Raw genomic sequence first — 22,475 nt, 5'->3', positions numbered from 1 at the left:
ACCCGGCGGCCACCCGAGGAAGGCGACCAATGAAGAACGGCATCCACCCCGATTACGTCACGACCGAGGTGCACTGCGGCTGCGGGAACAGCTTCACCACGCGCAGCACCAAGAAGTCGGGCAACATCACCGTCGAGGTCTGCTCGGCTTGCCACCCGTTCTACACGGGCAAGCAGAAGATCCTGGACACCGGCGGCCGCGTCGCGCGCTTCGAGGCGCGCTACGGCAAGCGGAGCAAGGCCGCGAAGTAGCTTCGCCGACGGCGCCCTCCCCGGGTCGGGGACGGGCGCCGTCGTCATGTTCCGGAGCCGGTACGCCCAGAGGGGAGCACAGTGGACGCGTCACAGCTGGCCGAGCGGGTGCGGGAGTACGAGGAGCTGGAGGCGGCCCTCGCCGACCCCGGCATCCACGCCGACCAGGACCGCGTGCGCAAGCTGGGCCGCCGCTACGCCGAGCTGACCCCGGTCATCCGCACGATGCGCGAGCTGGACACCGCCCGCGAGGACCTGGAGGCCGCGCGCGAGCTGGCCCGCGAGGACGAGACCTTCGCCGCGGAGGCCGACGAGCTGGCCCGGCGCATCCCCGAGCTGCAGGCCCGGCTCACCGAGCTGCTGCTGCCCCGCGACCCGCACGACGGCGCCGACGTGGTCCTTGAGGTCAAGTCCGGCGAGGGCGGCGAGGAGTCCGCGCTGTTCGCGGGCGACCTGCTGCGCATGTACCTGCGCTACGCCGAGCGCCACGGCTGGAAGTCGGAGATCCTCGACGCCACCGACTCCGACCTCGGCGGGGTCAAGGACGCCACGGTCGTCATCAAGAGCACCGGCAGCGACCCCGACGGCGTGTGGGCGCGCCTGAAGTGGGAGGGCGGCGTGCACCGCGTCCAGCGCGTGCCGGTCACCGAGTCCCAGGGCCGCATCCACACCTCGGCCGCGGGCGTGCTCGTGTACCCGGAGGCCGAGGAGGCCGCCGAGCTGGGCGAGATCCCGGACAAGGACCTGCGCGTCGACGTCTACCGGTCCTCCGGCAAGGGCGGTCAGAGCGTCAACACGACCGATTCCGCCGTGCGCATCACGCACCTGCCCACGGGGATCGTCGTCTCCTGCCAGAACGAGCGCTCGCAGCTGCAGAACAAGGCCCGGGCCATGCAGGTGCTGCGCGCCCGGCTGCTCGCCCTGGCCGAGGAGGAGGCCGCCGCCCGCGCCAGCGACGCGCGCCGCAGCCAGATCCGCACCGTGGACCGCTCCGAGCGCGTGCGCACCTACAACTTCCCGGAGAACCGCATTTCCGACCACCGGGTCGGCTACAAGGCCCACAACCTCGACGCGGTGCTGGAAGGCGACCTCGACGGCGTCCTGGACGCGCTGATCGCCGCCGACCGCGCCGAACGCATGGCCGCGCAACAAAGCGGCTAGGCCCGCCTTGTGCGGGCGGTGACAAGTTCCGACACCGGCCTTGAACTGCGGGAACGCTGATCAATACGGTCGGCCTCGACCCAGGAGGCTGTCCCGTGATCCGTGCCCGCGTCATCGCCGCGCTCGTCCCGCTCGTGACGGCGCTCGTGCCCGCGCAGGCCGCGGCGGCCGACGCGCCCGGCACCGTCGTCCGGACCGCGCCGCTGGCCGCCGACCGGCTGCCCGCCGCCGCGGCGAGCGGCTACTTCATCGAGTACACCTCCACTGGCGCCGTCGGCGCCCCGGTCGCCGTCACCGGCACGGTCTACCTGCCGGAGGGGAGCGCGCCCGCGGGCGGCTGGCCGGTCATGTCGTGGGCGCACGGGACCACTGGGCTCGGCGACGCCTGCGCGCCGTCGGCGCGGCCGCTGGGCGGCATGGACGCCTACCTGTCGGCGTGGCTGGACGCGGGCTACGCGGTCACGGCGACCGACTACACCGGCCTCGGCACGCCGGGCGGACACCCGTACCTCGACGGCAAGGCCCAGGCCTACGGCGTGGTCGACATCGTGCGGGCCGCGCGGTCGGTGACGCCGGAGCTGTCGCCGCACTGGCTGGCGGTCGGCCTGTCGCAGGGCGGGCACGCCGCCGTGCACACCGCCCACCTGGCCACCCGCTACGCGCCCGAGCTGGACTACCGGGGCGCGGTCGGCGTCGGGGTGCCGTCGAACCTCAGCGGGTTCGTCTCGCTCATCGGGCCGACGTTCCCGCCGTCGCTGATCTCCGGCGGCACCAAGGTCCTCGTCGCGTACATCCTCGCCGGGCTGCGCGTGGCCGACCCGGCCTTCGATCTCGACTCCTACCTGACCCCGCTGGGCCGCGAGGTCGTCGCCGACGCGGGCGAGCTGTGCGGCGCGGCGATGGGCGAGCGGATGGCGTCGGTGAGCCTCGCCGACATGCTCACCAAGGACCTGGGCGCGCCGTTCGCGCAGGCGTGGGGCGCGGTCTTCGACGTCCCCGTCACCGGCTACGACCGGCCCCTGCTGATCGCCCAGGGGACCGAGGACCAGACGGTGCCGCAGTCGCTGACCGAGCAGCTGGTGCGGGACCTGCGCGACAACGCCCAGCCGGTGACCTACAAGACCTACCCCGCGGGCCACGGCGCGAGCCTCACCGCCGCCCTGGCGGACTCCCTCGCCTTCGCCGAGACCCTGTTCGAGGACGTCGAACCGCCCGCCGACACCACCGCGCCCACCGCGACGCTCGACCGCGTCCCGCTGTTCCTCGTCGGCGGCGCCCCGGTCACCGGCACCGCCGCCGACGACCGCGCCGTCACCGCCGTCACCCTCACCTTCACCGACCTGGTCACCGGCCGCCAGAGCACCCGCCAGGCCACCTGCGCCGACGCCTGCGCCACCTGGACGACCCCGACGACCGGCCTGCGCGGCCTCCACGCGGTAACCGCCACGGCCAGCGACGCCGCGGGCAACACCAGCGGGCCCACCCCGCGGGCGCTCGCCCTGATCTTCAGCTGACCGCGGGACGCCCGGTCGTGCCCGCACCCGGCGGGCACGTCGACGGCGTGCCGCCCGGCGGTCGTGCGAAGCTGAGCGCATGAACCGCCAGCCGCTTCGTCTGGCGATCCTCGACGCCGAGCGGATTCTGGCGCAGGCGGGGGTGGGGTCGCCTCGGGTCGACGCCGAGTTGTTGGCCGCCCATGTGCTGGGGGTCGAGCGCGGCAGGCTGCCGCTCGTGCCGCTGGTCGACCGGGCGGTGGTCGAGGCGATCGGCAGGCTGGTCGCGCGGCGGGCGCGGCGGGAGCCGCTGCAGCACCTCATCGGGAGCGCGGCGATGGGGGCCGTCGACCTGGCGGTGGGGCCGGGCGTGTTCGTGCCCCGGCCGGAGACCGAGCTGCTGCTGGAGTGGGGGCTGAAGGCCACGGCGGGCAGGCAGGCGCCCGTCGTCGTCGACCTGTGCACCGGGTCCGGGGCGCTGGCGCTCTCCTACGCCGCCGCCCGCCCCGACGCGACCGTCCACGCCGTCGAGCGCGACCCGGCGGCCCTCTCCTGGGCCCGCCGCAACGCCGACGCGCGGGTGGCGGCCGGGGACACGCCGATCCGGCTGATCGCCGCCGACGTCACCGACCCCGACCTGCTCACCGACCTCGACGGGCGCGTCGACCTGGTCCTGTGCAACCCGCCCTACGTGCCGGAGGGCACCGAGGTCCCGCCCGAGGTCGCCGACCACGACCCGCACGACGCCGTCTTCTCCGGCGCCGACGGCCTCGACGTCATCCGCCCGGTGGTCGCCCTGGCCGCGCGCCTGCTCGCCCCCGGCGGCGGCGTGGCGATCGAGCACGACGACAGCCACGCCGAGCAGGTGCCCGCCCTGCTCGCGGCGCGCTCGGTGCTCCACGACGTCGCCGAGCACCGCGATCTCGCGGGCAGGCCCCGGTTCGCCACCGCCGTGCGGGCCTAGGGCGTGCTGTTGGCCATCATCGTGCGGTAGATGGGCTCCGTCTCGGCCCAGCGCTCCGCAGGAGCCGCCGCGTAGATGAAGAACTCGATCCCGTCGACCCGCCAGTACAGCGACTTCGCGTGCCGCGTGCCGCCATCGATCGCGTGCGCGAACTCCCACTCCACCGCGGCCATCCCCCGGTAGGTCACCGCGTCGAGCCGGATGGCGCGGTAGCCCGGCTTGGCAGCGCCGAACGCGCGCGCGTAGTCCACATGGGACTCGTTCAGCGACGCGGACGGCGGCGGCGCGCCGCCGTAGCGCACGAAGCGGCCGGGGTCGGCCGGGTCGGTGGCCTGCACCGAGCCGGGGCCGGTGGACCGGGTGATGGTCCAGCCCTGCGGGACCGTGGTCACCAGCCCGCCGGGGCCCACCACCCGCTGGTACCCCGCCGGGATCGGCAGCGCCACCATCGACGGGCTGGGTGTGGACAGCATCGGTCTGGGGAACTCCCCGCTAGACCGACCGGTCGGGCCGGAGGGTGACGGCGGCCCCGGCCGGTAGGAGTACGTCGTGCGCGGCTGCCCCGTCGCCTCCGGCACGGGCGGCGCGGCCAGCAGCATGGCGCCGAGCACCGCGCTCACCGCGATGTAGGCCGTGACTAGGACGGATGCCAGCCTGCGTGAGCTGAGCTGGAATCCGGTGCGCGGCGATCGGGGGCTCGTGAGGTCTCCTGTCATCGGATGTCGTTGCAGGCGGCGAGGCCTACCGAGAGTAGCGTGCCGACCCGGGTGATCCAATGCTACGGACTTGGCAGGACGTGATCGAGAAGTGGCGGCTGGCGCCCGCCGCCGACCCGGCGGCGGCCGACGGCCACGCCGCCCGGGGCCGCGCCGCGCTGCTCGCGGGCGAGCTGGACGAGGCGCTGCGGGAGTTCCGCGGCGCGGGCGAGCTGCGCGTGCACCCGCACGACGAGGTGGGCGTCGGCGACGTCCTGCTCGCGCGCGGCCGCTGGCGTGCCGCGCTGCGCCGCTACCAGCGCGCCGCAAGGGTCGCGCCGGACGACCCGCTGGTCCTGTTGGGCCGCTCCCAGGCCCTCGTCGCCGCGGGCCTGGCGCGGGAGGCGGCCAGCGAGCTGGAGGCGCGCTTCGCAGGCACCGACGACCCGGTCCTGCGCTACTACCTGGCCAGCACCTGGTGCTCGGTCGCCGACCAGGCCCGCACCCGCACCGCGGACGACGTCCTGGTCTTCACCAGCGCCGAGCAGCTGACCGAGTGCGAGCGCGCCGCCCGGCGCATGCTCGACCTCGACGTCGACGACCCGGAGCTGCGCCGCGGCGCGCGGCGGCTGCACGCCGAGGTCGTCGCGGCCCGCCGGTGGCGGTGGGAGCCGGAGGGCATCGCGGTGAGCCTGGCCGTGCTCGCGGTGTCGCTCGGCCTGCTCCTGGTCGCCATGGGCGGCCTGTCGGGCAACCCGGCGGTGGTCGTGGCCGGGGTGCTCGTCGGCGCGGTCCTGCTGGGCGCGATCGTGCTGCGCTTCCGCCGCCAGAACTGGCGCGTCCTGGCCGAGCGCCACGCCAAGGGGCGGCGGATCACCGGACCGGCGGAGGGATAGGGTCATCGCCGTGAGCATGGTCTTCGACTGTTCGGTCGCCGACGAGCGTGCGGACGGGCTCGCCGCGGCCGCCAGCGCGGTGCGCGCGGGACAACTGGTCGTGATCCCCACCGACACCGTCTACGGCATCGGCTGCGACGCCTTCTCAGCCGACTCCGTGGTGTCGCTGCTCGGCGCGAAGGGCCGCGGCCCGGACATGCCGGTCGGCGTGCTCGTCGGGTCGTGGTCGACCCTCGACGGGCTCGTGCTCTCCGTGCCCCCGCAGGCCAGGACCCTGGTCGAGGCGTTCTGGCCGGGCGACCTGTCCATCGTGCTGCCGCACGCGCCGTCGCTGTCCTGGGACCTCGGCCGCACCGGCGGCACGGTGATGCTGCGGATGCCGCTGCACCCGGTCGCGCTCGAACTGCTGCGCGAGGTCGGCCCGATGGCCGTCTCCAGCGCCAACCGCACCGGCCACCCGGCGCCCAACAACGCCCAGGACGCGCTCGACCAGCTGGGCGGGGCCGTCACCGTCTACCTCGACGGCGGGCCGTGCGGGGACCCGGTGCCGTCCACCATCGTCGACCTCACCGGGGACGAGCCGGTGATCCTGCGCGAGGGCGCGGTCAGCGTCGCCGAGGTCGCCGACGCGCTCGGCACCGAGGTGCGGACCGCGCGCTGACCACGCCCGAGCTGGAGAAGCGAGCCTGACATGCCGCCCAGTGGCTACGCAGCCGCAGGCCTGCCGGTCCGGGAGTACCTGCTGGTCGCGCTGATCAGCGCGGTGATCACTTTCCTGTCGACGGGCCTCGTGCGCGTCTTCGCCATCCGCATCGGCGCGGTGGCCTACCCCCGCTCCCGCGACGTGCACGTCGTGCCGATCCCGCGCATGGGCGGGCTGGCCATGTACCTGGGCGTCTGCGGCGGCATGCTGCTGGCCCACCAGCTCCCCCTGCTGCGCCGCGCGTTCGACTTCACCCTCGATCCCGTCGCGGTGCTCGTCGGCGGCGGCATCATCGTCCTGCTCGGCATGCTCGACGACCGCTTCGAGCTGGACTCGCTGACCAAGCTGGCCGGGCAGACCACCTGCGCGGGCATCCTGGTCCTGTTCGGCATCCAGTGGTTCATCTTCTGGGTGCCGTGGGGCGGAGCCGAGGGCTCGGTGCTGGTGCTCGACCAGAACCAGGGCGGCCTGCTGACCATCCTGCTGGCCGTCACCCTGGTCAACGCGATGAACTTCGTCGACGGCCTGGACGGTCTGGCCGCGGGCATCGGCATGATCGCCGCGGCCGCGACCCTGGCGTTCAGCCTCCACCTGCTCGACCAGTCCGGCGGCGACGTCAACAACTACCCGCCCGCCATCATCGCGGCCACGCTCGCGGGCGCGTGCCTGGGCTTCCTGCCGCACAACTTCCAGCCAGCCCGGATCTTCATGGGCGACACCGGGTCCATGCTCATCGGCCTGCTGCTCGCCGCGGCGTCCACCTCGGCGTCCGGCCGGGCGAACCCGTCGCTGTGGGGCGCGACCGAGACCCTGGCCGTGCTCTCCCCGCTGGTCATCGTCGCCGCGGTGCTGTTCGTGCCGATCCTGGACCTGCTGATGGCCATCGTCCGGCGCACCTGGCGCGGGGAGAGCCCGTTCGCGCCGGACAAGATGCACCTGCACCACCGGCTCATCGCCTTCGGCCACTCCCAGCGCCGCGCCGTCCTGCTCATCTACCTGTGGGTGGGCGTCATCGCCTTCGGCGCGGTGGCGGTCACGGTGTTCGACGTGCTGGCCGTGACGCTGGGCCTGATCGGCGCGGTCGTGGTGGCCGCGGCCGTGTCGTTCCTGCCGTCCGTGCGCCGCTCGAAGTGAGGGCCCCATAGACTGGGGCCATGGCCACTGAGACCTACCCGACCAGCCACGCCGAGTCGGTGCGCAAGCTCGCCGACCGGATGGCCAAGGACATCGCGATCGCCTGCGGTGTGACCGTCGGCGTCGCGGTGCTGGTCGCGGTGCTCTGGGAGGGCCTGCCTGGTCTCGTCGGAGCGCTGGTCGGCGGCGCGATCGCCACCGCGTCGGCGATGGGCACCGTCGTGCTGATGCGCCGCACGCGCGCGCTGGAGCCGATGATGGTCATGGTGATCGCCCTGGCAGGCTACGTTGGTAAGATCATCATCTTGTTTGTGGTGATGACGCTGCTCAAGGGTGTCGACGGACTGCACACCATGTCGGTGGCCGTCACCATGATGGCGGTCATCCTGGTCGCTGCGGGAGCCGAGATGCGGGCGTTCAAGAAGACCAAGACCCCGACACTGATCGTGTCGGAGGGGGAAGACCGGCCCTAGGTGTGCTAGTGGCCTTGGTCGGTTGTCCCGGCAGTGCCCTTCGTCAGGGGCGGTGACGATCACCGCGTGCAGGGTGTCGAGCGCCTGGGTGCGCGCTTGGCCCGCGGAGTCGCGGGCTGCATCGCCCTCGCGCCGGTGCCGGTCCAACCACTTGTGCACGCTGGCCTGGGAGACCCCAGCTGCCCGGCGATGCAGGACACGGACCAGCCTGCCGCGCGGCGGGTCACGATGAGCTTGCGGGCGTGCTGCCTGGTGCGGGCGGTGAGAAGGGCGATCGGCTAGCCCTTGGCGTAGACCGAGACCAGGACCACCGGCTCGTCGGGCACGGGCTGGCGCTCCCAGCCGCCGTGGCGCTCGACGAGGCGCAAACCGGCGAGCCGGGCCAGCACATCCAGTTCGGATGGCCAGATGTATCGTCCGGATTCGCTCGCCGTGTGTACCCCGTGCTCGTCGTGCACCGCGAACTCCGCCGAGATGCCCTGCTTGGCGAAATCCGCCGAGGTCGTGAAATAGAGGACCGACGTGGCCGAGAGGGCGCGCATCGTCATCAGCGGGTTCTGCCGCCGGTAGAGGACGTTCGGGTCGAAGTGTTCCAGCACCAGCCGCCCGGTGTCGGCCAGTTGCTCCGCGACCCGAGTCAGCGCCGCGCACTGGGCGTCCTGCGTGGGGACGGCGAACAGGGTGTTCATCGCCAGTACCACGAGGTCGAAGTCGTGGCCGACGACATCGGTGGTGAAATCGCCCTGCACGGCTTCAACCGCGTCCCCGCCGGGCTTGCTCTTCATCACCGCGAGCATGTCGGGGTCGAGGTCGATCCCCGACACGCGTATCCCGCAGGCGGCCAGCGGCACGGCGACCCGGCCCGTGCCCACCCCCAGCTCCAGCACCCGGCCGCCAGGCGGGCACAGGCCGACCAAAAACTCGATCATGCTGTCTAGCTTGGGTTCGGCCGGGTAGAGGCGGTCGTAGATGCGGGCCATGGCGGACTCGTGCTCGGACACGGGGACTCCCGATCGGTGAGGAAGAACGTGATCGATCCTCCTCACCGCGAGTGAGCGAAGGCAACCGCAACTGACGGAATTGCCGTCTGCTGTCGCAGCGCGGCGGTGATTGCCGCGAGGTCGCGCAGCATCGACGCGACTCCCTCGGTGGCGAGGACGCCGCACAGGTTCAGCACCACCTCGTCCACTCCGGCGGCGTGATACCTGCGGATTTCGTCCGCGATGTCGCCTCTGGTGCCGTAGACGAACACCGCGGAGTCGACGATCGCCCGCGCGCCGGACAGCGGATCGGCGGGGTCCACTGGCACCCCCGCCCGGCACAACATGTCCGCGTAGTGCCGCTTGGCCAGGTGCGCTGACGCGGCCCGCTCCGCCAACAGGTAGGGATCGCGCCCGACGTGCTCGACCGCCGCGTGCACGATCGTCGCGATCCGCGGCGCGGCCCGGCCCACCGCGGTAGCCCCGGCGAGCAGACCAGGGGCGATCCGCTCCGCCACGTAGGACGGCGGAGTGAGCAGCGTGATCGCGACGTCGGCGACCTCGCCCATCGCCTCGGCCATCGCGGGCCGCAGCACGCCCGCGCCCAACTCGATCGGTGGCGCGGCCAGCGGCAGGAGCTGGGCGCACGTCGCGTGGTACTCGCCTTCGTGGTCAACATGGCCGCCGGCCAGCAGATCCCGAACCGAGCGCAGGTACTCCACCATCGCCACCCGCGGTCTGCGGTAGCCACCGCGAATCAGCCCGCGCGCGACCTCCGGCGCGCCGGGACCGTATCCCGCGACGAAGGGCAGCCCGGTCAATGCCGCCACCGAACGCGCCGCCACGGCCGCCTCGTACGGCGCACGCAGCGGGGCCAGCGTCACTGCCGCGCCGACGGGCGTCCGGATGCCCGCGCCCGCGAGATAGGCGGCGACCTGGTGCAGTTCGAACGTCTGCAGCTGTCCGAACCAGAGCCGGTCCAGGTTGAGTCCGTCGACCGCGCGCGCGGCTCGCAGCAGCGGCTCCAGCACGGGCGGACTAGTCGGATACAGCAGCGACAAGCGGCTCACCGCAGAGCTCCGTCCACCAGCTGCGCCAACTCGTCGACGCGCCCATGGATCAGTTCCTTCCACCCGATGTGCGCGGCGATCGAGTGCAGTCCCAGCACGGTCGTCACGGCCACCGCCTTCGCCAGTTCGACGTCGTCGACCGACGTGCCGTAGCCATCGAGAAACGCCTCCGTCAGCGCCCGCAGGTCCAGCTCGCTCCTGCCGACCAAAGCCCCGACCTGCCGGTACGCGGGTACCTCGGCGACGATCCTGGCCAGATCGATGACGGGTGATCCGGCGCCCACGCCAAGGCCGATGGGGATATGAGCCTGCTCGGATTCCGGATCGATGACGACGTGGTTGAGGCTCATGCCGCCGTGGACCAGCCGCGCGCGCGGACCTTGTGCCACGAGATCCTCACACCAGGTAAGCAGGTCGGCCATCCGTCTGTCTCCCAAGGCCTCGGCGACGACGGTGTGCAGGAACGGCGCGTCCTGCGGGCCGTCGCCGTCCGCCAGCCACCTCCGTAGACCCGCCAGGCGGGGAACCGGGCCGAGTTCCTCGGGAACCGATCGGTGGAGCGCGTGCAGCGCAGAGCCGACCGCCCGGAGCGCGTCGACCGCGGACGAGGGCTCTACCGCGCCGCTGAGCAGCCGCCACCCCAAGCTGACCGGGCCAGGCAGGTCGAACGCCAGCACACCGTCGGTGTACGTGGGGAGAACGAAGCGAGCACGTGGCACGTTGATAGTGGACACCGCGCGGTGCACGTAGGCGGGTGGTTCGGGAAGGTTATTCGGGTTCTGCCAGCCACTGGAGTGCAACCAACGGTATCCGCCCCCGATCTCGCGGATCTCCGTGCGCAGATTGGCCGTCGCGTAGACGAGCAGCGTTTCCTCCGCCATGCGGTCCTCCTGTCCAAGGGACGACTCGCGCGGGCGTCCGCACTCGGACGCCCGCGCGAGGTTCACCGGCTACTCGGCACTCTTAGTCGCCACAGCCCGCGATCAGCGTGGTGACGGTGATGGTGAGGCCGATCGAGCTGGTCCACGCCACCAGCTCCTCGTCGGCGCGACGCACCGCGAGGGTGAGCTCCTCGGCGTCGGTGTAGGCGGTGTAACCGGCGGCCAGTTCCTGGCTCTCGACCTGGATCGTGGTCACAGTGGTGTCCTTTCCTCGGTTGTGCTTCCCCCAGCGGGTTCGCTCGGGAAATCGGTGGGGCTGGAGAGATTGCGTTCGGGCGCCGCGGGGTCGATGTTCGCGGCGCGCAGGGCGGCGGCGACGGCGTCGGGCGCGCCGGTGCGGGCGTGGGCGATCAGCCCGTCGGCCAGGGCGGCGCCGCGGTGCTGGCCGAAGCTGCCGTCCCGGCGGCCCGGCCGCCGGTCGTCGGGCTCCCAGGCGAGCGCCACTCCGGGCCCGATCCGGCGGGCGAACACCGACGTCGGGTCAGTCAGGCCGGGAAGGTCCACGGCGGCGTCGAGGAAGTCGGCGACCCGGCCGAACGCGGCGGGGCCGAGGTAGACGACCATGCCGTCCCGCCGGGGCGGCCCGGCGGACGCCACCTTCGCCCGGTAGGGCACAGCCAGGCTCTCAAGCAACCGCAGCACGCGCGCCCAGGTGTCGACCCTGCTCTCGCCGTCCACGTGCAGGTACATTCGGAGCACCTGGGAGCCACCCAGCGCGGCACCCAGCGACCCGTCGACCAGGAAGTAGCCCGGGGACAGGCGCGGCCGCGCGGCGGGCAGCGGAATCACCGTCGTACCCACGTCGAGCCGACTGTCGTCGGGCAGGCGTACGACGACTCCCGCCATCGAGACGGTCCGGGGGTCGAGGACCCTGACCCGGGCCATGGTGTGCCGGTGCGGGACGGCCGCGCCCAGCTCGCCTTCGAGCGGCGAGACCCGAGGCAGGGTCCGTGCGGCTTGACCGCCGCGGTGCAGCTCGTCGTAGAGGACCACACCGAGCCGGGCTGCCAAGGCCCGCTCAGTCGGCGCGTTCACCGAGCGAACGCCGATCTGCGCGGTCAGCGTGGGCAAGTCCACCGACACCGCGCTGACCGCGTCGGTCAGCCGTGCGGCCAGACCGGTGTGCTGGTTCATCGCAGCCCCAATACGGTGAGGAATCGCTCAGGTCGCAGGAGTGCGGCACGGCCGATGCCCGCCGCCGCCCGATGGAGCGCGGTGAGGAACACCGACGCCGCCGCGGTCGCGTTCAGCCGCTCGAACATGTGCCAGCCCGCGTAGGCGGCGGCTCGCACGCACTGGTGCTCGTCCCACTCGCGCACCTGCCGGTACCCGGCGCGGAAGGCATGCAAGAAGGGCCGCACGCGGTCCATCTCGCCGGTGAAGCGCTCGAGAAAGCGGTCGTGGCCGAGTTCGTCGACCCCGTTCGACACCGCGAGCGCCGCTCGCAGAACCCAGTCACCGACGAAGGCTCCGATGTCGCGGGCAGGGTCGCCGAACCGAAACTCCTCCCAGTCCGTCAGCCACACCTGGTCGCCGCCGACCAGAAACTGGTCCAGCCGCAGGTCGCCGTGAATGGGTCGGGCGGGCACGCCAGCGGGGTGGCGTCGCAGGACGTCGACGGCCGCGTGCATCTCGGTGTCGGGTTGGACGAGGCTCCAGAACGCGAGTTCACCCGCGCTCGCCGCGACGAAGGAGGCCAGGGGGAGGCGCCGCAGGTCCGCCGACGTCGGCAGGAGCGGTGCCTCCGGCGTGCCCGAGCCCAGCCGGTGGAGTTCGGCGACCGCGGCGCCCATGCGCTCGGCATGGGCGGTCTCGAGGCCGTCGTCGCCTGCTAGCCCGTTCGCGTTCTCCGCGTCGACCAGTGCGAACACGAGCAGGTCATCGGCGTGCGCGAGCAACGGGGGAGTGAGCGGGCGGGCGGGCGCCAGTTGCTCGAAGCGCACCGACCGCTCAACAGCGGCGCGGCCCGCCACGCGTTTGGCGAAGATCCGCGCGCCCGTCGACGTGATGCCGCACCACGCGGCGTTGCGCCCTTCGTGGGTGAGGGGCACCGCGGTCTCCGGGCGGCCCAGTCCGGTCTGTCCGAGCAGGTCGAGCAGGTCGGGATCGGTGTCCAGGCCTGCGGTCATCGGTGGTCCTTGACGTAGACGGACACCAGGACCATGGCGTCGTCGCCGACCGGCTCGCGTCGCCAGCCGCCGAACCGCTCAACCCGCCGCAGGCCAGCCAGCCGGGCCATAAGATCCAGTTCCGACGGCCACACGTAGCGGCCGGACTCCGACGCGGTCCGCACCCCGTCCTCGTCGAGAACGGCGAAAGCCGCCGCGGCGGACTGCGTGGGGAAGTGCGCGTACGTCGTGGAGAACGCCACGGCGGTGGCCGACAACGGCCGCATCGCCGTAGCGGGAAATGACTGCTTGTAGAGCACATTCGGGTCGAATGTCTCCAGCACGACGTGCCCCGTGTCGGCAAGCTGCTCGCGCGCGCGGGTGAGCGCCGCGATCTGGCCCTCCTGCGTCGGCACGGCGAACAAGGTGTTCATCGCGAGAACCACCAGGTCGACTTCGTGTCCGACGGTGTCGGTGGTGAAGTCGCCGACCATCGCCGTGATGGCGTCACCACCCCGCTGCCGCGCCAGCACCGCGAGCATCTCGGGGTCCGAGTCCATGCCGTACACCCGCAGCCCTCGCTCGGCCAGCCGCAGGGCGACCCGGCCCGTGCCGACACCCAGGTCCAGCACGCGGCCACCCGCCGGACACAGGTCGACCAGGAAATCAATCATCCCGGCCACCTGCGCGCCGGACCGATGAATGCGGTCGTAGATATCAGCCATGCCCCTGGCGCGGGGCATATTCGACGCGATCAAATCGACTCCCTGGCTGGTTTGTGTCGTGGTTGGCCGTCCAGTTCGAGTTCACCGCGTTCGACGGCACGCGGGCAACTGCCAATTGTTGCAGCCCGAGTCGATGGGCCAATGGAACCTATAACCCCGCATAGGTCCATTCAGGTGACGATTTGGCGCGCTATTGTGAGTGGGTCATTCTCGTCGGATCTTTCGGTTAGCTTGGGCCGTGCGCGTGGGAGGTAGTGCGCCGGGTTGACCGTTGACGTGCCGAAAGTCACATGGGGGTGGTATGTCCTGTTCGTTACCTGCGCGTTCGCCAGATGACCGGCAGCGGACGACGAATGTTCAGATCGCGATCGTCGTCGGCGAGTGGCCCGCGCTGCTCTCGTCTCACAGTTCCCGCCTGCGCGTCACTCGCCTGGCCCAATGGCGGTCCAGTCGCCTCCACCCGGACGGTTCCGAGCGGGTGTGGATGGTCGTCTGCGCCGGGGAGGACTTCGGGACGGTGCGGACCGCCGTCGACGAGGTCAAGCAGATCCTGCCGAACCTGGCTCTCGCCGTGCTCGCCGGGATGGAAGCGGGTGTGAACGAGCGGTTGTTCCTGCCGGGCGTCCGGGTGGTCGCCCCGCTGGACACGACGCCGGACCGGCTCGCCGAGTTGATGGCCGTGAGCGAGGCCGTGAATGCCAAGGTCGTCGACGGCTGCGGCCCCGCTCATTGGTCCGGCGCCCTCGCCGCTCTGTCTGCCCGTGAGCTCGAGGTGCTGGCCCTGATCAGCCGGGGTGAGTCCAACAGCTCCATCGCGGCGGCACTGGCCATCAGTAGGCACACCGTCCAGTTCCACGTCGGGAACATCCTGCGGAAACTGGATGTGCGGACCCGCGCGGAGGCCACCACCAAGGCGGCGGAGGCCGCGGTGTGATGGCTCTGAGACGGATGGGCGAGCGGCCGCCCGCCCATCCGTCACCCGCCGCATTCGCTTTCATCCGGTAGTGGTCCGCATACGGAGGACCCCCAACCGGGACGCCCGTACGGCTGCCGGTGACGGGCTGGTAAGGTCCGCGCCAAGAGGCGGCGCTGCCAGTATCGGGAGTCCGCCGAAGCTCGACTTCCGGCCAGTCCACGGCCCATCCGCGAACGTCTGCGGGAGCGGTGGACCTCGGGTGGCTCGACAGGGTGAGCGGGCCCTGCGGGTGTCCGGTTCGCGTCGGGTAGGTTGAGCACGATCGTGACGATTCCCCGGCGCGCACCTGCCTGCCCGGGGGAACCGGAAGGAGCCCAGTGGGCGCGCTGTCGGTAGCACAGGGAGGCGAGTTCGTCGCCCCCGGCGCAAAGGACTTCGACCTGGGTCCGATCTTCGGCGAGGGTACTTTCGTCACCAAGCCGATGTTGCTCGTCGTGCTTTCGGTGGTCATCATCGCGGGATTCTTCCTGATCGCCACCCGGAAGATGTCGGTCGTTCCCGGAAAACTCCAGTTCGCCGCCGAATCGATCTTCGATTTCGGTCGCAACAACATCGCCCGCGAGCAGATCGGGTCGCACGACTACAAGCCGTTCGTGCCGCTGCTGCTGTCGCTGTTCACCTTCATCCTGGTGAACAACATCTACGGCATCATCCCGGTCATCCAGTTCCCGACGATGTCGCACATCGGATTCCCGCTGGCGCTGTCGTTGTTCGTGGTCTACCCGGTCTACCACTTCGTCGGCCTCCGCAGGCACGGCTTCGTCAAGTACATGAAGAACCAGTGCGTGCCCTCCGGCGCGCCAGGCTTCATCCTGCCGCTGCTGATCCCCATCGAGTTCCTGCAGAAGTTCGTGATCAACCCGGTCACGCTCGCGCTGCGGGTGTTCGCCGCGATGTTCGCGGGCCACCTGCTGCTGCTGGTCTTCACCCTGGCCGGTGAGTACCTGCTGCTGGAGGCTGGCGGGCTGCTCAAGCCGGTGTCGCTGGTCAGCTTCGTCTTCGCCATCGCGCTGACGTTCCTCGAAGCCCTGATCCAGGTCCTGCAGGCATACATCTTCGCCCTGCTGGCCGCCAACTACATCGGTGCCGCCCTGTCGGCGGACCACTAGCGGGACGCACTACCAAGACCCCCGATCCGCGGGACTCCCGCGGACCGAGTTTGAAAGGGAACCACAAGTGAGCGCAGTTGTTCTCGCCCAGGAAGCCGCGGCTGGCATCAACCCCGGTCTCGCCGCCATCGGCTACGGCCTCGGCGCCATCGGCCCCGGTATCGGCGTCGGCCTGATCTGGGCAGCGGTCATCAACGGCACCGCGCGCCAGCCTGAGGCCCAGGGCAAGCTCATGAACATCGCGTGGACCACCTTCGCCCTGGTCGAGGTGCTCGCGCTGTTCGGCATCGTCATCTACTTCATCGCGTCCGGCGGCTGATTCTCGCCTTCGAGCGAAGGGAGGAGTCGACGGTGCTCGACACCATGATCCTTGCGGCGGAAGGCGCGCCGAACCCGGTCATGCCGCACATCTCCGAGATCATCCTCGGACTGATCTCGTTCCTGCTGCTCCTCTGGGTCATCTCCAAGTTCGTCGCCCCGCGCTTCGAGAAGCTCTACGCCGAGCGGACCGAGAAGATCGAGGGCGGCATCAAGAAGGCGGAGCAGGCCCAGGCCGATGCCGAGGCCGCGCTGCAGCAGTACCAGGCGCAGCTGGCCGAGGCCCGGGCGGAGTCGGCGCGCATCCGCGACGACGCGCGGGCCGAGGCCGAGCAGATCAAGGAAGAGCTGCGCGCGCAGGCCCAGGAAGAGGCGGCGCGCATCGTCGCCCAGGGCGAGGCGCGGCTGGCAGCGCAGCGCGCGCAGATCGTCGCCGAGCTGCGGGCCGACCTCGGGCGGCAGGCCGTCGCGCTGGCCGGTCGGATCGTCGGCGAGTCCCTGGAGGACGAGGCGCGGCGCCGGGGCACCGTCGACCGCTTCCTGTCCGAGCTGGACTCGGTCTCCGCTCCCGCGAACAAGTAAGAGGGGCACACACCGATGGCACTGCAAGCTGCGAGCCGGGAAGCCCTGGCCGCCGTCGAGCTGAAGCTGCTCGACACCCTTGAGGGCGCCGCCGTCGACGACCTCGGCGAGCAGCTGTTCGCGGTCGTCGGCCTGCTCGACCGGGAGATCGGCCTGCGCAGGGCGCTGGCCGACCACTCCACCGACCCCGCGGACCGGGAGCGGCTGGTCCGCGGGCTGCTGGGCGGCAAGATCGGCGACGGCGCGCTCGACGTCGTGGTCGCCGCGGTGGTCGCGCGCTGGTCGAGCCCCCGGGGCCTGGTCGACGGGCTGGAGGCGCTGGGCACCACCGCGCTGCTGGTCCGCGCCGAGCGCGCGGGGCGCCTGGACGCCGTCGAGGACGAGCTGTTCCGGCTCGGCCGCATCATCGCGGGCCAGACGGAGCTGGAGCAGGTGCTCTCGGACCGGGGCGCGGACAAGGCGGGCAAGCTCGCCCTGATCCACGGGCTGATCGAGGGGAAGACCGACGCCACCACGGTGGCGCTGGTGGACAACCTGATCGGCCAGCCGCGCGGGCGGGACGTCGTGTCCGGGCTCGAGGCGCTGGCCGCCGAGGCGGCCAAGCGGCGCGAGCGCTCGGTCGCGCACGTCGTCTCGGCCACGGTGCTGTCGGCGGAGCAGCAGGACCGGCTCTCCACCGCGCTGCAGCGGATCTACGCCCGGCCCATCGCGCTGCACCTCGAGGTCGACCCCGGCCTGCAGGGCGGGATGGTCGTGCGGGTCGGCGACGAGGTCATCGACGGCAGCGTTGCGGGCAGGCTCGACGCACTGCGGCGCCGGTTCGCCGCCTAAGAACTTTCCACCCAGATACGAAGCGAGAGCAGGAATCCTCAATGGCGGAGCTGACGATCTCGTCGGACGAGATCCGCAATGCGATCGAAAACTACGTCTCCAGCTACTCCCCGGATGTCAACCGGGAGGAAGTCGGCGTCGTAGCCGACACCGGCGACGGCATCGCCCACGTGGAGGGCCTGCCCTCGGCCATGGCCAACGAGCTGCTGGAGTTCCCCGGCGGCGTGCTCGGTGTCGCGCTGAACCTCGACGCGCGCGAGATCGGCGCCGCCATCCTCGGTGACTACGACAAGATCGAGGAGGGCCAGGAGGTCAAGCGCACCGGCCGGGTCCTCTCGGTCCCGGTCGGCGACGGCTTCCTCGGCCGCGTGGTGGACCCGCTGGGCAACCCGATCGACGGGCTCGGCGAGATCACCGCGGAGGCCAGCCGCGCCCTGGAGCTGCAGGCGCCCACCGTGGTGCAGCGCCAGCCGGTCGGCGAGCCGATGCAGACCGGCATCAAGGCCATCGACTCGATGACCCCGATCGGCCGCGGCCAGCGCCAGCTGATCATCGGCGACCGCAAGACCGGCAAGACCGCGGTCTGCGTCGACACGATCATCAACCAGAAGAAGGCGTGGGCCACCGGCGACCCGAAGCAGCAGGTGCGCTGCATCTACGTCGCGGTCGGCCAGAAGGGCTCCACCATCGCGGGCGTCAAGTCCGCGCTGGAGGACGCGGGCGCGATGGAGTACACCACCATCGTCGCCGCCCCGGCGTCGGACTCCGCCGGCTTCAAGTGGCTGGCCCCCTACACCGGCTCGGCCATCGGCCAGCACTGGATGTACCAGGGCAAGCACGTCCTGATCATCTTCGACGACCTCACCAAGCAGGCCGAGGCCTACCGCGCGATCTCGCTGCTGCTGCGCCGCCCGCCGGGCCGCGAGGCCTACCCCGGTGACGTCTTCTACCTGCACTCGCGCCTGCTGGAGCGCTGCGCGAAGCTCTCCGACGAGGAGGGCGCGGGCTCGATGACCGGTCTGCCGATCATCGAGACCAAGGCCAACGACATCTCGGCCTACATCCCCACCAACGTCATCTCCATCACCGACGGCCAGTGCTTCCTGGAGTCGGACCTGTTCAACGCCGGTCAGCGCCCGGCCGTCAACGTCGGCACCTCGGTGTCGCGAGTCGGCGGCGCCGCGCAGACCAAGGCGATGAAGAGCATCTCCGGCACGCTGCGCCTCGAGCTGGCCCAGTACCGCGAGCTGGAGGCGTTCGCCGCCTTCGCCTCCGACCTGGACGCCACCTCCAAGGCCCAGCTGGAGCGCGGCACCCGCATGATGGAGCTGCTGAAGCAGGGCCAGTACCAGCCGATGCCGGTCGAGGAGCAGGTCGTCTCCATCTACGTCGGCACCAAGGGCTACCTGGACTCGGTCCCGGTCGCCGACGTGCGCCGGTTCGAGGCGGAGCTGCTGGAGAACCTGCGGCACCGCAACGCGGGCATCCTCGACGAGATCAAGACCACCGGCAAGCTGACCTCGGAGAACGAGGAGCGCATGGTGGCCGCGATCGAGGAGTTCAAGAAGGGCTTCCGCGCCTCCGACGGCTCGTCCGTCGTGGTGAACGAGGCGGAGGCCGAGGCCATGGACGCGGGCGCGGTCGGCCAGGAGACCGTCAAGGTCGCCAAGACCGCGCCGAAGAAGTGACCCGATATGGCCCAACTCCGTGAACTCCGCGCGCGGATCAAGTCCGCGCAGTCGTTCAAGAAGATCTTCAAGGCGCAGGAGCTGATCGCCACCTCGCGGATCGGCAAGGCGCAGGCGCGGGTGGAGCAGTCCAAGCCCTACGCCGACGAGATCACCAAGGTGCTGAGCCTGCTCGCGAGCGGCGTGGCCAACGTGGACACGCCGCTGCTGACCGAGCGCGCGCAGCCCAAGCGGGCGGGCGTCATCGTGGTCACCAGCGACCGCGGCCTCTGCGGCGGCTACAACGCCAACGTGCTGCGTGCCGCCGAGGAGCTGCAGTCGCTGCTGCGCGAGCAGGGCAAGACCCCGGTGGTCTACGTCGTCGGCCGCAAGGGCCTGAACTTCTACAAGTTCCGGCAGCGCAAGGTGGCCGCGTCGTGGACGGGCTTCTCCGAGAAGCCGTCCTACGCCGAGGCGGCCGAGGCCGGACGCACCGTCGTGGAGGCGTTCCTCGCGGGCGCCGACGATGACGGCGAGAACCCGGGTCCCGACGGCGTGCTGGGTGTCGACGAGCTGCACATCGTCTACACCGAGTTCGTGTCGATGCTGTCGCAGAAGCCGATCGCCAAGCGGATCGCGCCGCTGGCGCTGGAGTACTCCTCCGAGGAGGAGGCCGCGGCCGCGCGCGCCGAGCTGAGGTCGGCGTACTCGTTCGAGCCGGGTCCGGAGAAGCTGCTGGACGACCTGCTCCCGAAGTACATCAACACCCGCATCTACGCGGCGCTGCTGGAGTCGGCGGCGTCGGAGTCGGCGGCGCGGCGGACGGCGATGAAGGCCGCGACGGACAACGCCGACGAGCTGGTGCGCAGCTTCACCCGCGTGGCAAACCAGGTTCGCCAGGCGCAGATCACCCAGGAGATCAGCGAGATCGTCGGCGGTGTGGAGGCTCTTGCCGCTGCCGCAGGAAGTGATGACTAAGCCATGACTGCCATTCAGGAAACCAAGAACGCCGTCGGGCGAGTCGTGCGGGTGATCGGCCCCGTCGTCGACGTGGAGTTCCCCCGGGACTCCGTCCCCGAGCTCTTCAACGCCCTCAAGGCCGAGGTCACCTTCGAGGCGCTGAAGAAGACGCTGACCCTGGAGGTCGCCCAGCACCTGGGTGACAACATGGTCCGCACCATCTGCATGCAGCCGCAGGACGGCCTCGTGCGCGGCGCGCCGGTGGTCGACACCGGCGAGGCCATCTCGGTGCCGGTCGGCGACGCGGTCAAGGGCCACGTGTTCAACGCCCTGGGCGAGTGCCTGGACAAGCCGGGCCACGCCGCGGACGCCGAGCGCTGGGCCATCCACCGCAAGCCCCCGGCGTTCGACCAGCTCGAGGGCAAGACCAAGATGCTGGAGACCGGCATCAAGGTCATCGACCTGCTCACCCCGTACGTCGAGGGCGGCAAGATCGGCCTGTTCGGCGGCGCTGGCGTCGGCAAGACGGTGCTCATCCAGGAGATGATCACCCGTATCGCCCGCAACTTCGGTGGCACCTCGGTGTTCGCCGGGGTCGGCGAGCGCACCCGTGAGGGCACCGACCTCTTCCTGGAGATGGAGGAGATGGGCGTTCTCCCGGACACCGCGCTGGTGTTCGGCCAGATGGACGAGCCGCCGGGCACGCGTATGCGCGTCGCCCTGTCCGCGCTGACCATGGCGGAGTACTTCCGCGATGTGCAGAACCAGGACGTGCTGCTGTTCATCGACAACATCTTCCGGTTCACCCAGGCCGGTTCCGAGGTGTCGACCCTGCTGGGCCGCATGCCGTCGGCCGTCGGTTACCAGCCGACGCTGGCCGACGAGATGGGCGAGCTGCAGGAGCGCATCACCTCGACCCGTGGCCGGTCCATCACGTCGATGCAGGCGATCTACGTGCCCGCCGACGACTACACCGACCCGGCCCCGGCGACGACCTTTGCGCACCTGGACGCCACGACCGAGCTCTCGCGTCCGATCTCGCAGAAGGGCATCTACCCGGCGGTCGACCCGCTGTCCTCGTCCTCCCGCATCCTCGACCCGGCCGTGGTCGGCGACGAGCACTACCGGGTGGCCCAGGAGGTCAAGCGGATCCTGCAGAAGTACAAGGAGCTGCAGGACATCATCGCGATCCTCGGTATGGACGAGCTGTCCGAAGAGGACAAGGTGACGGTCAACCGGGCGCGGCGCATCGAGCGCTTCCTGTCGCAGAACTTCTTCGTCGCGCAGAAGTTCACCGGCGAGGAGGGCTCGTTCGTCAAGGTCGCCGACACCATCGAGGCCTTCGACAAGGTCGCCAAGGGCGACTACGACCACGTGCCGGAGCAGGCGTTCCTGTCCATCGGTGGGCTGGACGACCTGGAGCGCAAGTACCAGCAGCTGACCGGCAAGAAGTAAGACTCTCGCCGTCTGGGGGCCGGTGTCCGTTGTGGACACCGGCCCCTGGTCACTGAGAGTGCACGGCCCGGGACCGACCCGGGTGGCCTCGGACGGGTGTCCGGGCGCCGACTAGACTCCGCGTTAACCGCGAGCCGAAGGAGAGACGCGTGGCTGAGATGTCCGTCCAGCTGGTCGCCGTGGAACGCCGCCTGTGGTCGGGCTCCGCGTCGTTCGTCGTCGCGCAGACCACCGAGGGCGAGATCGGCCTGATGGCCGGGCACGAGCCGGTGCTGGGCCAGCTGGTCGAGGGTGGCGTCGTCAAGATCACGACCACCGCGGGCGAGACCGTCATCGCGGCCGTGCACGGCGGCTTCCTGTCGGTCAACGCCGACAACGTCAGCATCCTGGCCGAGTCGGCCGAGCTGTCCGGCGAGATCGACGTCGCCGCCGCCCGCCGCGACCTGCAGGCCGAGGACGCCGACGAACGCGCCCGAGCCGCCGCCCGCCTCCGCGCCGCGGACTCAGCGGCCTGATGCGACGCTGACGAGCGGGGGGAGCGGCCGGTGAACGTCAGCGACGTGGTGGTCCTGGCCCTGGCCGCGGTCATGCTCGCCCTCCTCCTGCTCGTCTTCCGCCGCGTCCGCCTGCTCCGCATGGGCGGCGTCCACGTCTCGGTCCGCACCCGCGTGGACGACACCGGCAAGGGCTGGCACCTCGGCGTGGGCCGCTACCAGGGCGACGAGTTCGCCTGGTTCCGCGCCTTCAGCCTCCGCGCGGGCCCCAACCTGGTGATCCGCAGGGATCGCCTGGAGATCGCCGACCGCCGCGACCCGCAGCGCGCCGAGATCCCCCTGATGCCCCTGGGCGCCCGAGTCCTCCACGTGGCGCTGGGCGAGACCCGCTACGAGATCGCGATGGGCCCGGACACCCTGACCGGCTTCCTGTCCTGGCTGGAAAGCGCCCCGCCCGGACGACGGCTGCCCTGGGCTTCGTAGACGTCC

26 protein-coding genes are annotated in these 22,475 nt (G+C 71.2%); 18 read left to right on the top strand and 8 right to left on the bottom strand.

The genetic code is table 11. From position 1 onward, the window contains the following. Positions 1-29 precede the first annotated feature (29 nt). The 4 genes from rpmE to prmC all read left to right on the top strand — a co-directional run bounded on the left by rpmE (position 30) and on the right by prmC (position 3,869). On the top strand, positions 30-251 hold the full coding sequence (rpmE, locus tag Actkin_RS25780; protein ID WP_189213560.1) for a 50S ribosomal protein L31: 222 nt from the start codon (positions 30-32) through the stop codon (positions 249-251). A gap of 81 nt (positions 252-332) precedes the next feature. Further along, a complete protein-coding gene (gene prfA, locus Actkin_RS25775) occupies positions 333-1,412 on the top strand; it encodes a peptide chain release factor 1 (RefSeq protein ID WP_189213559.1) in 1,080 nt (359 codons plus the stop codon). 95 nt (positions 1,413-1,507) lie between these two features. Further along, complete coding sequence (locus tag Actkin_RS25770; protein WP_258904547.1) at positions 1,508-2,926, top strand: alpha/beta hydrolase family protein; 1,419 nt, start codon at positions 1,508-1,510, stop codon at positions 2,924-2,926. A 79-nt stretch (positions 2,927-3,005) separates the two neighbouring features. Then, positions 3,006-3,869 (top strand): peptide chain release factor N(5)-glutamine methyltransferase, encoded by an 864-nt coding sequence (gene prmC, locus Actkin_RS25765; protein ID WP_258904546.1) that lies wholly within the window; start codon positions 3,006-3,008, stop codon positions 3,867-3,869. Here prmC and Actkin_RS25760 read toward each other — a convergent pair. After that, complete coding sequence (locus Actkin_RS25760; RefSeq protein WP_258904545.1) at positions 3,866-4,342, bottom strand: serine/threonine kinase C-terminal domain-containing protein; 477 nt, start codon at positions 4,340-4,342, stop codon at positions 3,866-3,868. The two genes, prmC and Actkin_RS25760, sit on opposite strands and share 4 nt — an antisense overlap. 302 nt (positions 4,343-4,644) lie before the next feature. Between Actkin_RS25760 and Actkin_RS25755 the strand changes: the two genes are divergently transcribed. Genes Actkin_RS25755 through Actkin_RS25740 form a run of 4 tightly spaced genes read left to right on the top strand, consistent with a single transcriptional unit; the run spans position 4,645 to position 7,770 of the window. Continuing rightward, complete coding sequence (locus tag Actkin_RS25755; RefSeq protein WP_258904544.1) at positions 4,645-5,460, top strand: tetratricopeptide repeat protein; 816 nt, start codon at positions 4,645-4,647, stop codon at positions 5,458-5,460. Positions 5,461-5,470: 10 nt separating this feature from the next. After that, a complete protein-coding gene (locus Actkin_RS25750) occupies positions 5,471-6,121 on the top strand; it encodes an L-threonylcarbamoyladenylate synthase (RefSeq protein ID WP_189213555.1) in 651 nt (216 codons plus the stop codon). A 30-nt stretch (positions 6,122-6,151) separates the two neighbouring features. Then, positions 6,152-7,297: a glycosyltransferase family 4 protein gene (locus Actkin_RS25745; protein WP_189213554.1), complete on the top strand. Its 1,146-nt coding sequence runs from the start codon at positions 6,152-6,154 to the stop codon at positions 7,295-7,297. Positions 7,298-7,317: 20 nt separating this feature from the next. Beyond that, entirely contained in the window at positions 7,318-7,770 is a 453-nt protein-coding gene (locus Actkin_RS25740) for a Cg1360 family ATP-synthase-associated protein (protein WP_258904543.1), read from the top strand. A gap of 278 nt (positions 7,771-8,048) precedes the next feature. On the opposite strand, the gene Actkin_RS25735 is transcribed toward Actkin_RS25740, so the two are convergent. The 7 genes from Actkin_RS25735 to Actkin_RS25705 all read right to left on the bottom strand — a co-directional run bounded on the left by Actkin_RS25735 (position 8,049) and on the right by Actkin_RS25705 (position 13,543). Next, positions 8,049-8,750, bottom strand: a complete 702-nt coding sequence (locus Actkin_RS25735) for a class I SAM-dependent methyltransferase (RefSeq protein ID WP_258904542.1) — start codon at positions 8,748-8,750, stop codon at positions 8,049-8,051. Positions 8,751-8,812: 62 nt separating this feature from the next. Then, positions 8,813-9,820 (bottom strand): LLM class flavin-dependent oxidoreductase, encoded by a 1,008-nt coding sequence (locus Actkin_RS25730; RefSeq protein WP_258904541.1) that lies wholly within the window; start codon positions 9,818-9,820, stop codon positions 8,813-8,815. After that, positions 9,817-10,701: a phosphotransferase family protein gene (locus tag Actkin_RS25725; protein WP_258904540.1), complete on the bottom strand. Its 885-nt coding sequence runs from the start codon at positions 10,699-10,701 to the stop codon at positions 9,817-9,819. The genes Actkin_RS25730 and Actkin_RS25725 overlap by 4 nt, the downstream gene beginning before the upstream one ends. An 82-nt stretch (positions 10,702-10,783) precedes the next feature. Then, positions 10,784-10,957, bottom strand: a complete 174-nt coding sequence (locus Actkin_RS25720) for an LxmA leader domain family RiPP (RefSeq protein WP_258904539.1) — start codon at positions 10,955-10,957, stop codon at positions 10,784-10,786. Next, the gene (locus Actkin_RS25715) at positions 10,954-11,895 is read right to left on the bottom strand and encodes a T3SS effector HopA1 family protein (RefSeq protein ID WP_258904538.1); all 942 of its coding nucleotides are present in this window, start codon (positions 11,893-11,895) and stop codon (positions 10,954-10,956) included. The genes Actkin_RS25720 and Actkin_RS25715 overlap by 4 nt, the downstream gene beginning before the upstream one ends. Then, positions 11,892-12,890, bottom strand: a complete 999-nt coding sequence (gene lxmK, locus Actkin_RS25710) for a class V lanthionine synthetase subunit LxmK (RefSeq protein WP_258904537.1) — start codon at positions 12,888-12,890, stop codon at positions 11,892-11,894. The genes Actkin_RS25715 and lxmK overlap by 4 nt, the downstream gene beginning before the upstream one ends. Beyond that, complete coding sequence (locus Actkin_RS25705; RefSeq protein WP_258904536.1) at positions 12,887-13,543, bottom strand: class I SAM-dependent methyltransferase; 657 nt, start codon at positions 13,541-13,543, stop codon at positions 12,887-12,889. The genes lxmK and Actkin_RS25705 overlap by 4 nt, the downstream gene beginning before the upstream one ends. A gap of 535 nt (positions 13,544-14,078) precedes the next feature. On the opposite strand from Actkin_RS25705, the gene Actkin_RS25700 reads away from it, so the two are divergent. The 10 genes from Actkin_RS25700 to Actkin_RS25655 all read left to right on the top strand — a co-directional run bounded on the left by Actkin_RS25700 (position 14,079) and on the right by Actkin_RS25655 (position 22,469). Continuing rightward, the gene (locus tag Actkin_RS25700; protein WP_258907992.1) at positions 14,079-14,528 is read left to right on the top strand and encodes a helix-turn-helix transcriptional regulator; all 450 of its coding nucleotides are present in this window, start codon (positions 14,079-14,081) and stop codon (positions 14,526-14,528) included. Between the two features lie 359 nt (positions 14,529-14,887). After that, positions 14,888-15,679: a F0F1 ATP synthase subunit A gene (gene atpB, locus Actkin_RS25695; RefSeq protein ID WP_258904535.1), complete on the top strand. Its 792-nt coding sequence runs from the start codon at positions 14,888-14,890 to the stop codon at positions 15,677-15,679. Positions 15,680-15,746: 67 nt separating this feature from the next. Further along, on the top strand, positions 15,747-15,998 hold the full coding sequence (locus Actkin_RS25690) for an ATP synthase subunit C-like protein (RefSeq protein ID WP_258904534.1): 252 nt from the start codon (positions 15,747-15,749) through the stop codon (positions 15,996-15,998). A 44-nt stretch (positions 15,999-16,042) separates the two neighbouring features. Further along, on the top strand, positions 16,043-16,579 hold the full coding sequence (locus Actkin_RS25685; RefSeq protein ID WP_258907991.1) for a F0F1 ATP synthase subunit B: 537 nt from the start codon (positions 16,043-16,045) through the stop codon (positions 16,577-16,579). Between the two features lie 15 nt (positions 16,580-16,594). Next, the gene (locus tag Actkin_RS25680; protein ID WP_189213549.1) at positions 16,595-17,410 is read left to right on the top strand and encodes a F0F1 ATP synthase subunit delta; all 816 of its coding nucleotides are present in this window, start codon (positions 16,595-16,597) and stop codon (positions 17,408-17,410) included. 41 nt (positions 17,411-17,451) lie between these two features. After that, complete coding sequence (gene atpA / locus Actkin_RS25675; RefSeq protein WP_189213548.1) at positions 17,452-19,098, top strand: F0F1 ATP synthase subunit alpha; 1,647 nt, start codon at positions 17,452-17,454, stop codon at positions 19,096-19,098. Between the two features lie 6 nt (positions 19,099-19,104). Then, positions 19,105-20,055 carry a F0F1 ATP synthase subunit gamma gene (locus Actkin_RS25670; protein ID WP_189213547.1) on the top strand — a complete coding sequence of 317 codons (951 nt, stop codon included), beginning with the start codon at positions 19,105-19,107 and terminating at the stop codon, positions 20,053-20,055. A 3-nt stretch (positions 20,056-20,058) separates the two neighbouring features. Further along, complete coding sequence (atpD, locus tag Actkin_RS25665) at positions 20,059-21,492, top strand: F0F1 ATP synthase subunit beta (protein ID WP_258904533.1); 1,434 nt, start codon at positions 20,059-20,061, stop codon at positions 21,490-21,492. Positions 21,493-21,641: 149 nt separating this feature from the next. Further along, positions 21,642-22,007, top strand: coding sequence for a F0F1 ATP synthase subunit epsilon (locus Actkin_RS25660; protein WP_189213545.1), 366 nt, complete (start codon positions 21,642-21,644; stop codon positions 22,005-22,007). Positions 22,008-22,037: 30 nt separating this feature from the next. Further along, complete coding sequence (locus Actkin_RS25655) at positions 22,038-22,469, top strand: DUF2550 domain-containing protein (RefSeq protein WP_229787565.1); 432 nt, start codon at positions 22,038-22,040, stop codon at positions 22,467-22,469. Positions 22,470-22,475 lie beyond the last annotated feature (6 nt).

The organism is Actinokineospora sp. UTMC 2448 (assembly GCF_024760565.1).
Taxonomy (GTDB): Bacteria; Actinomycetota; Actinomycetes; order Mycobacteriales; family Pseudonocardiaceae; genus Actinokineospora; species Actinokineospora fastidiosa.
Note: the sequence above shows the minus strand (reverse complement) of the source record. Positions and strands in the feature narration are given on the sequence as shown.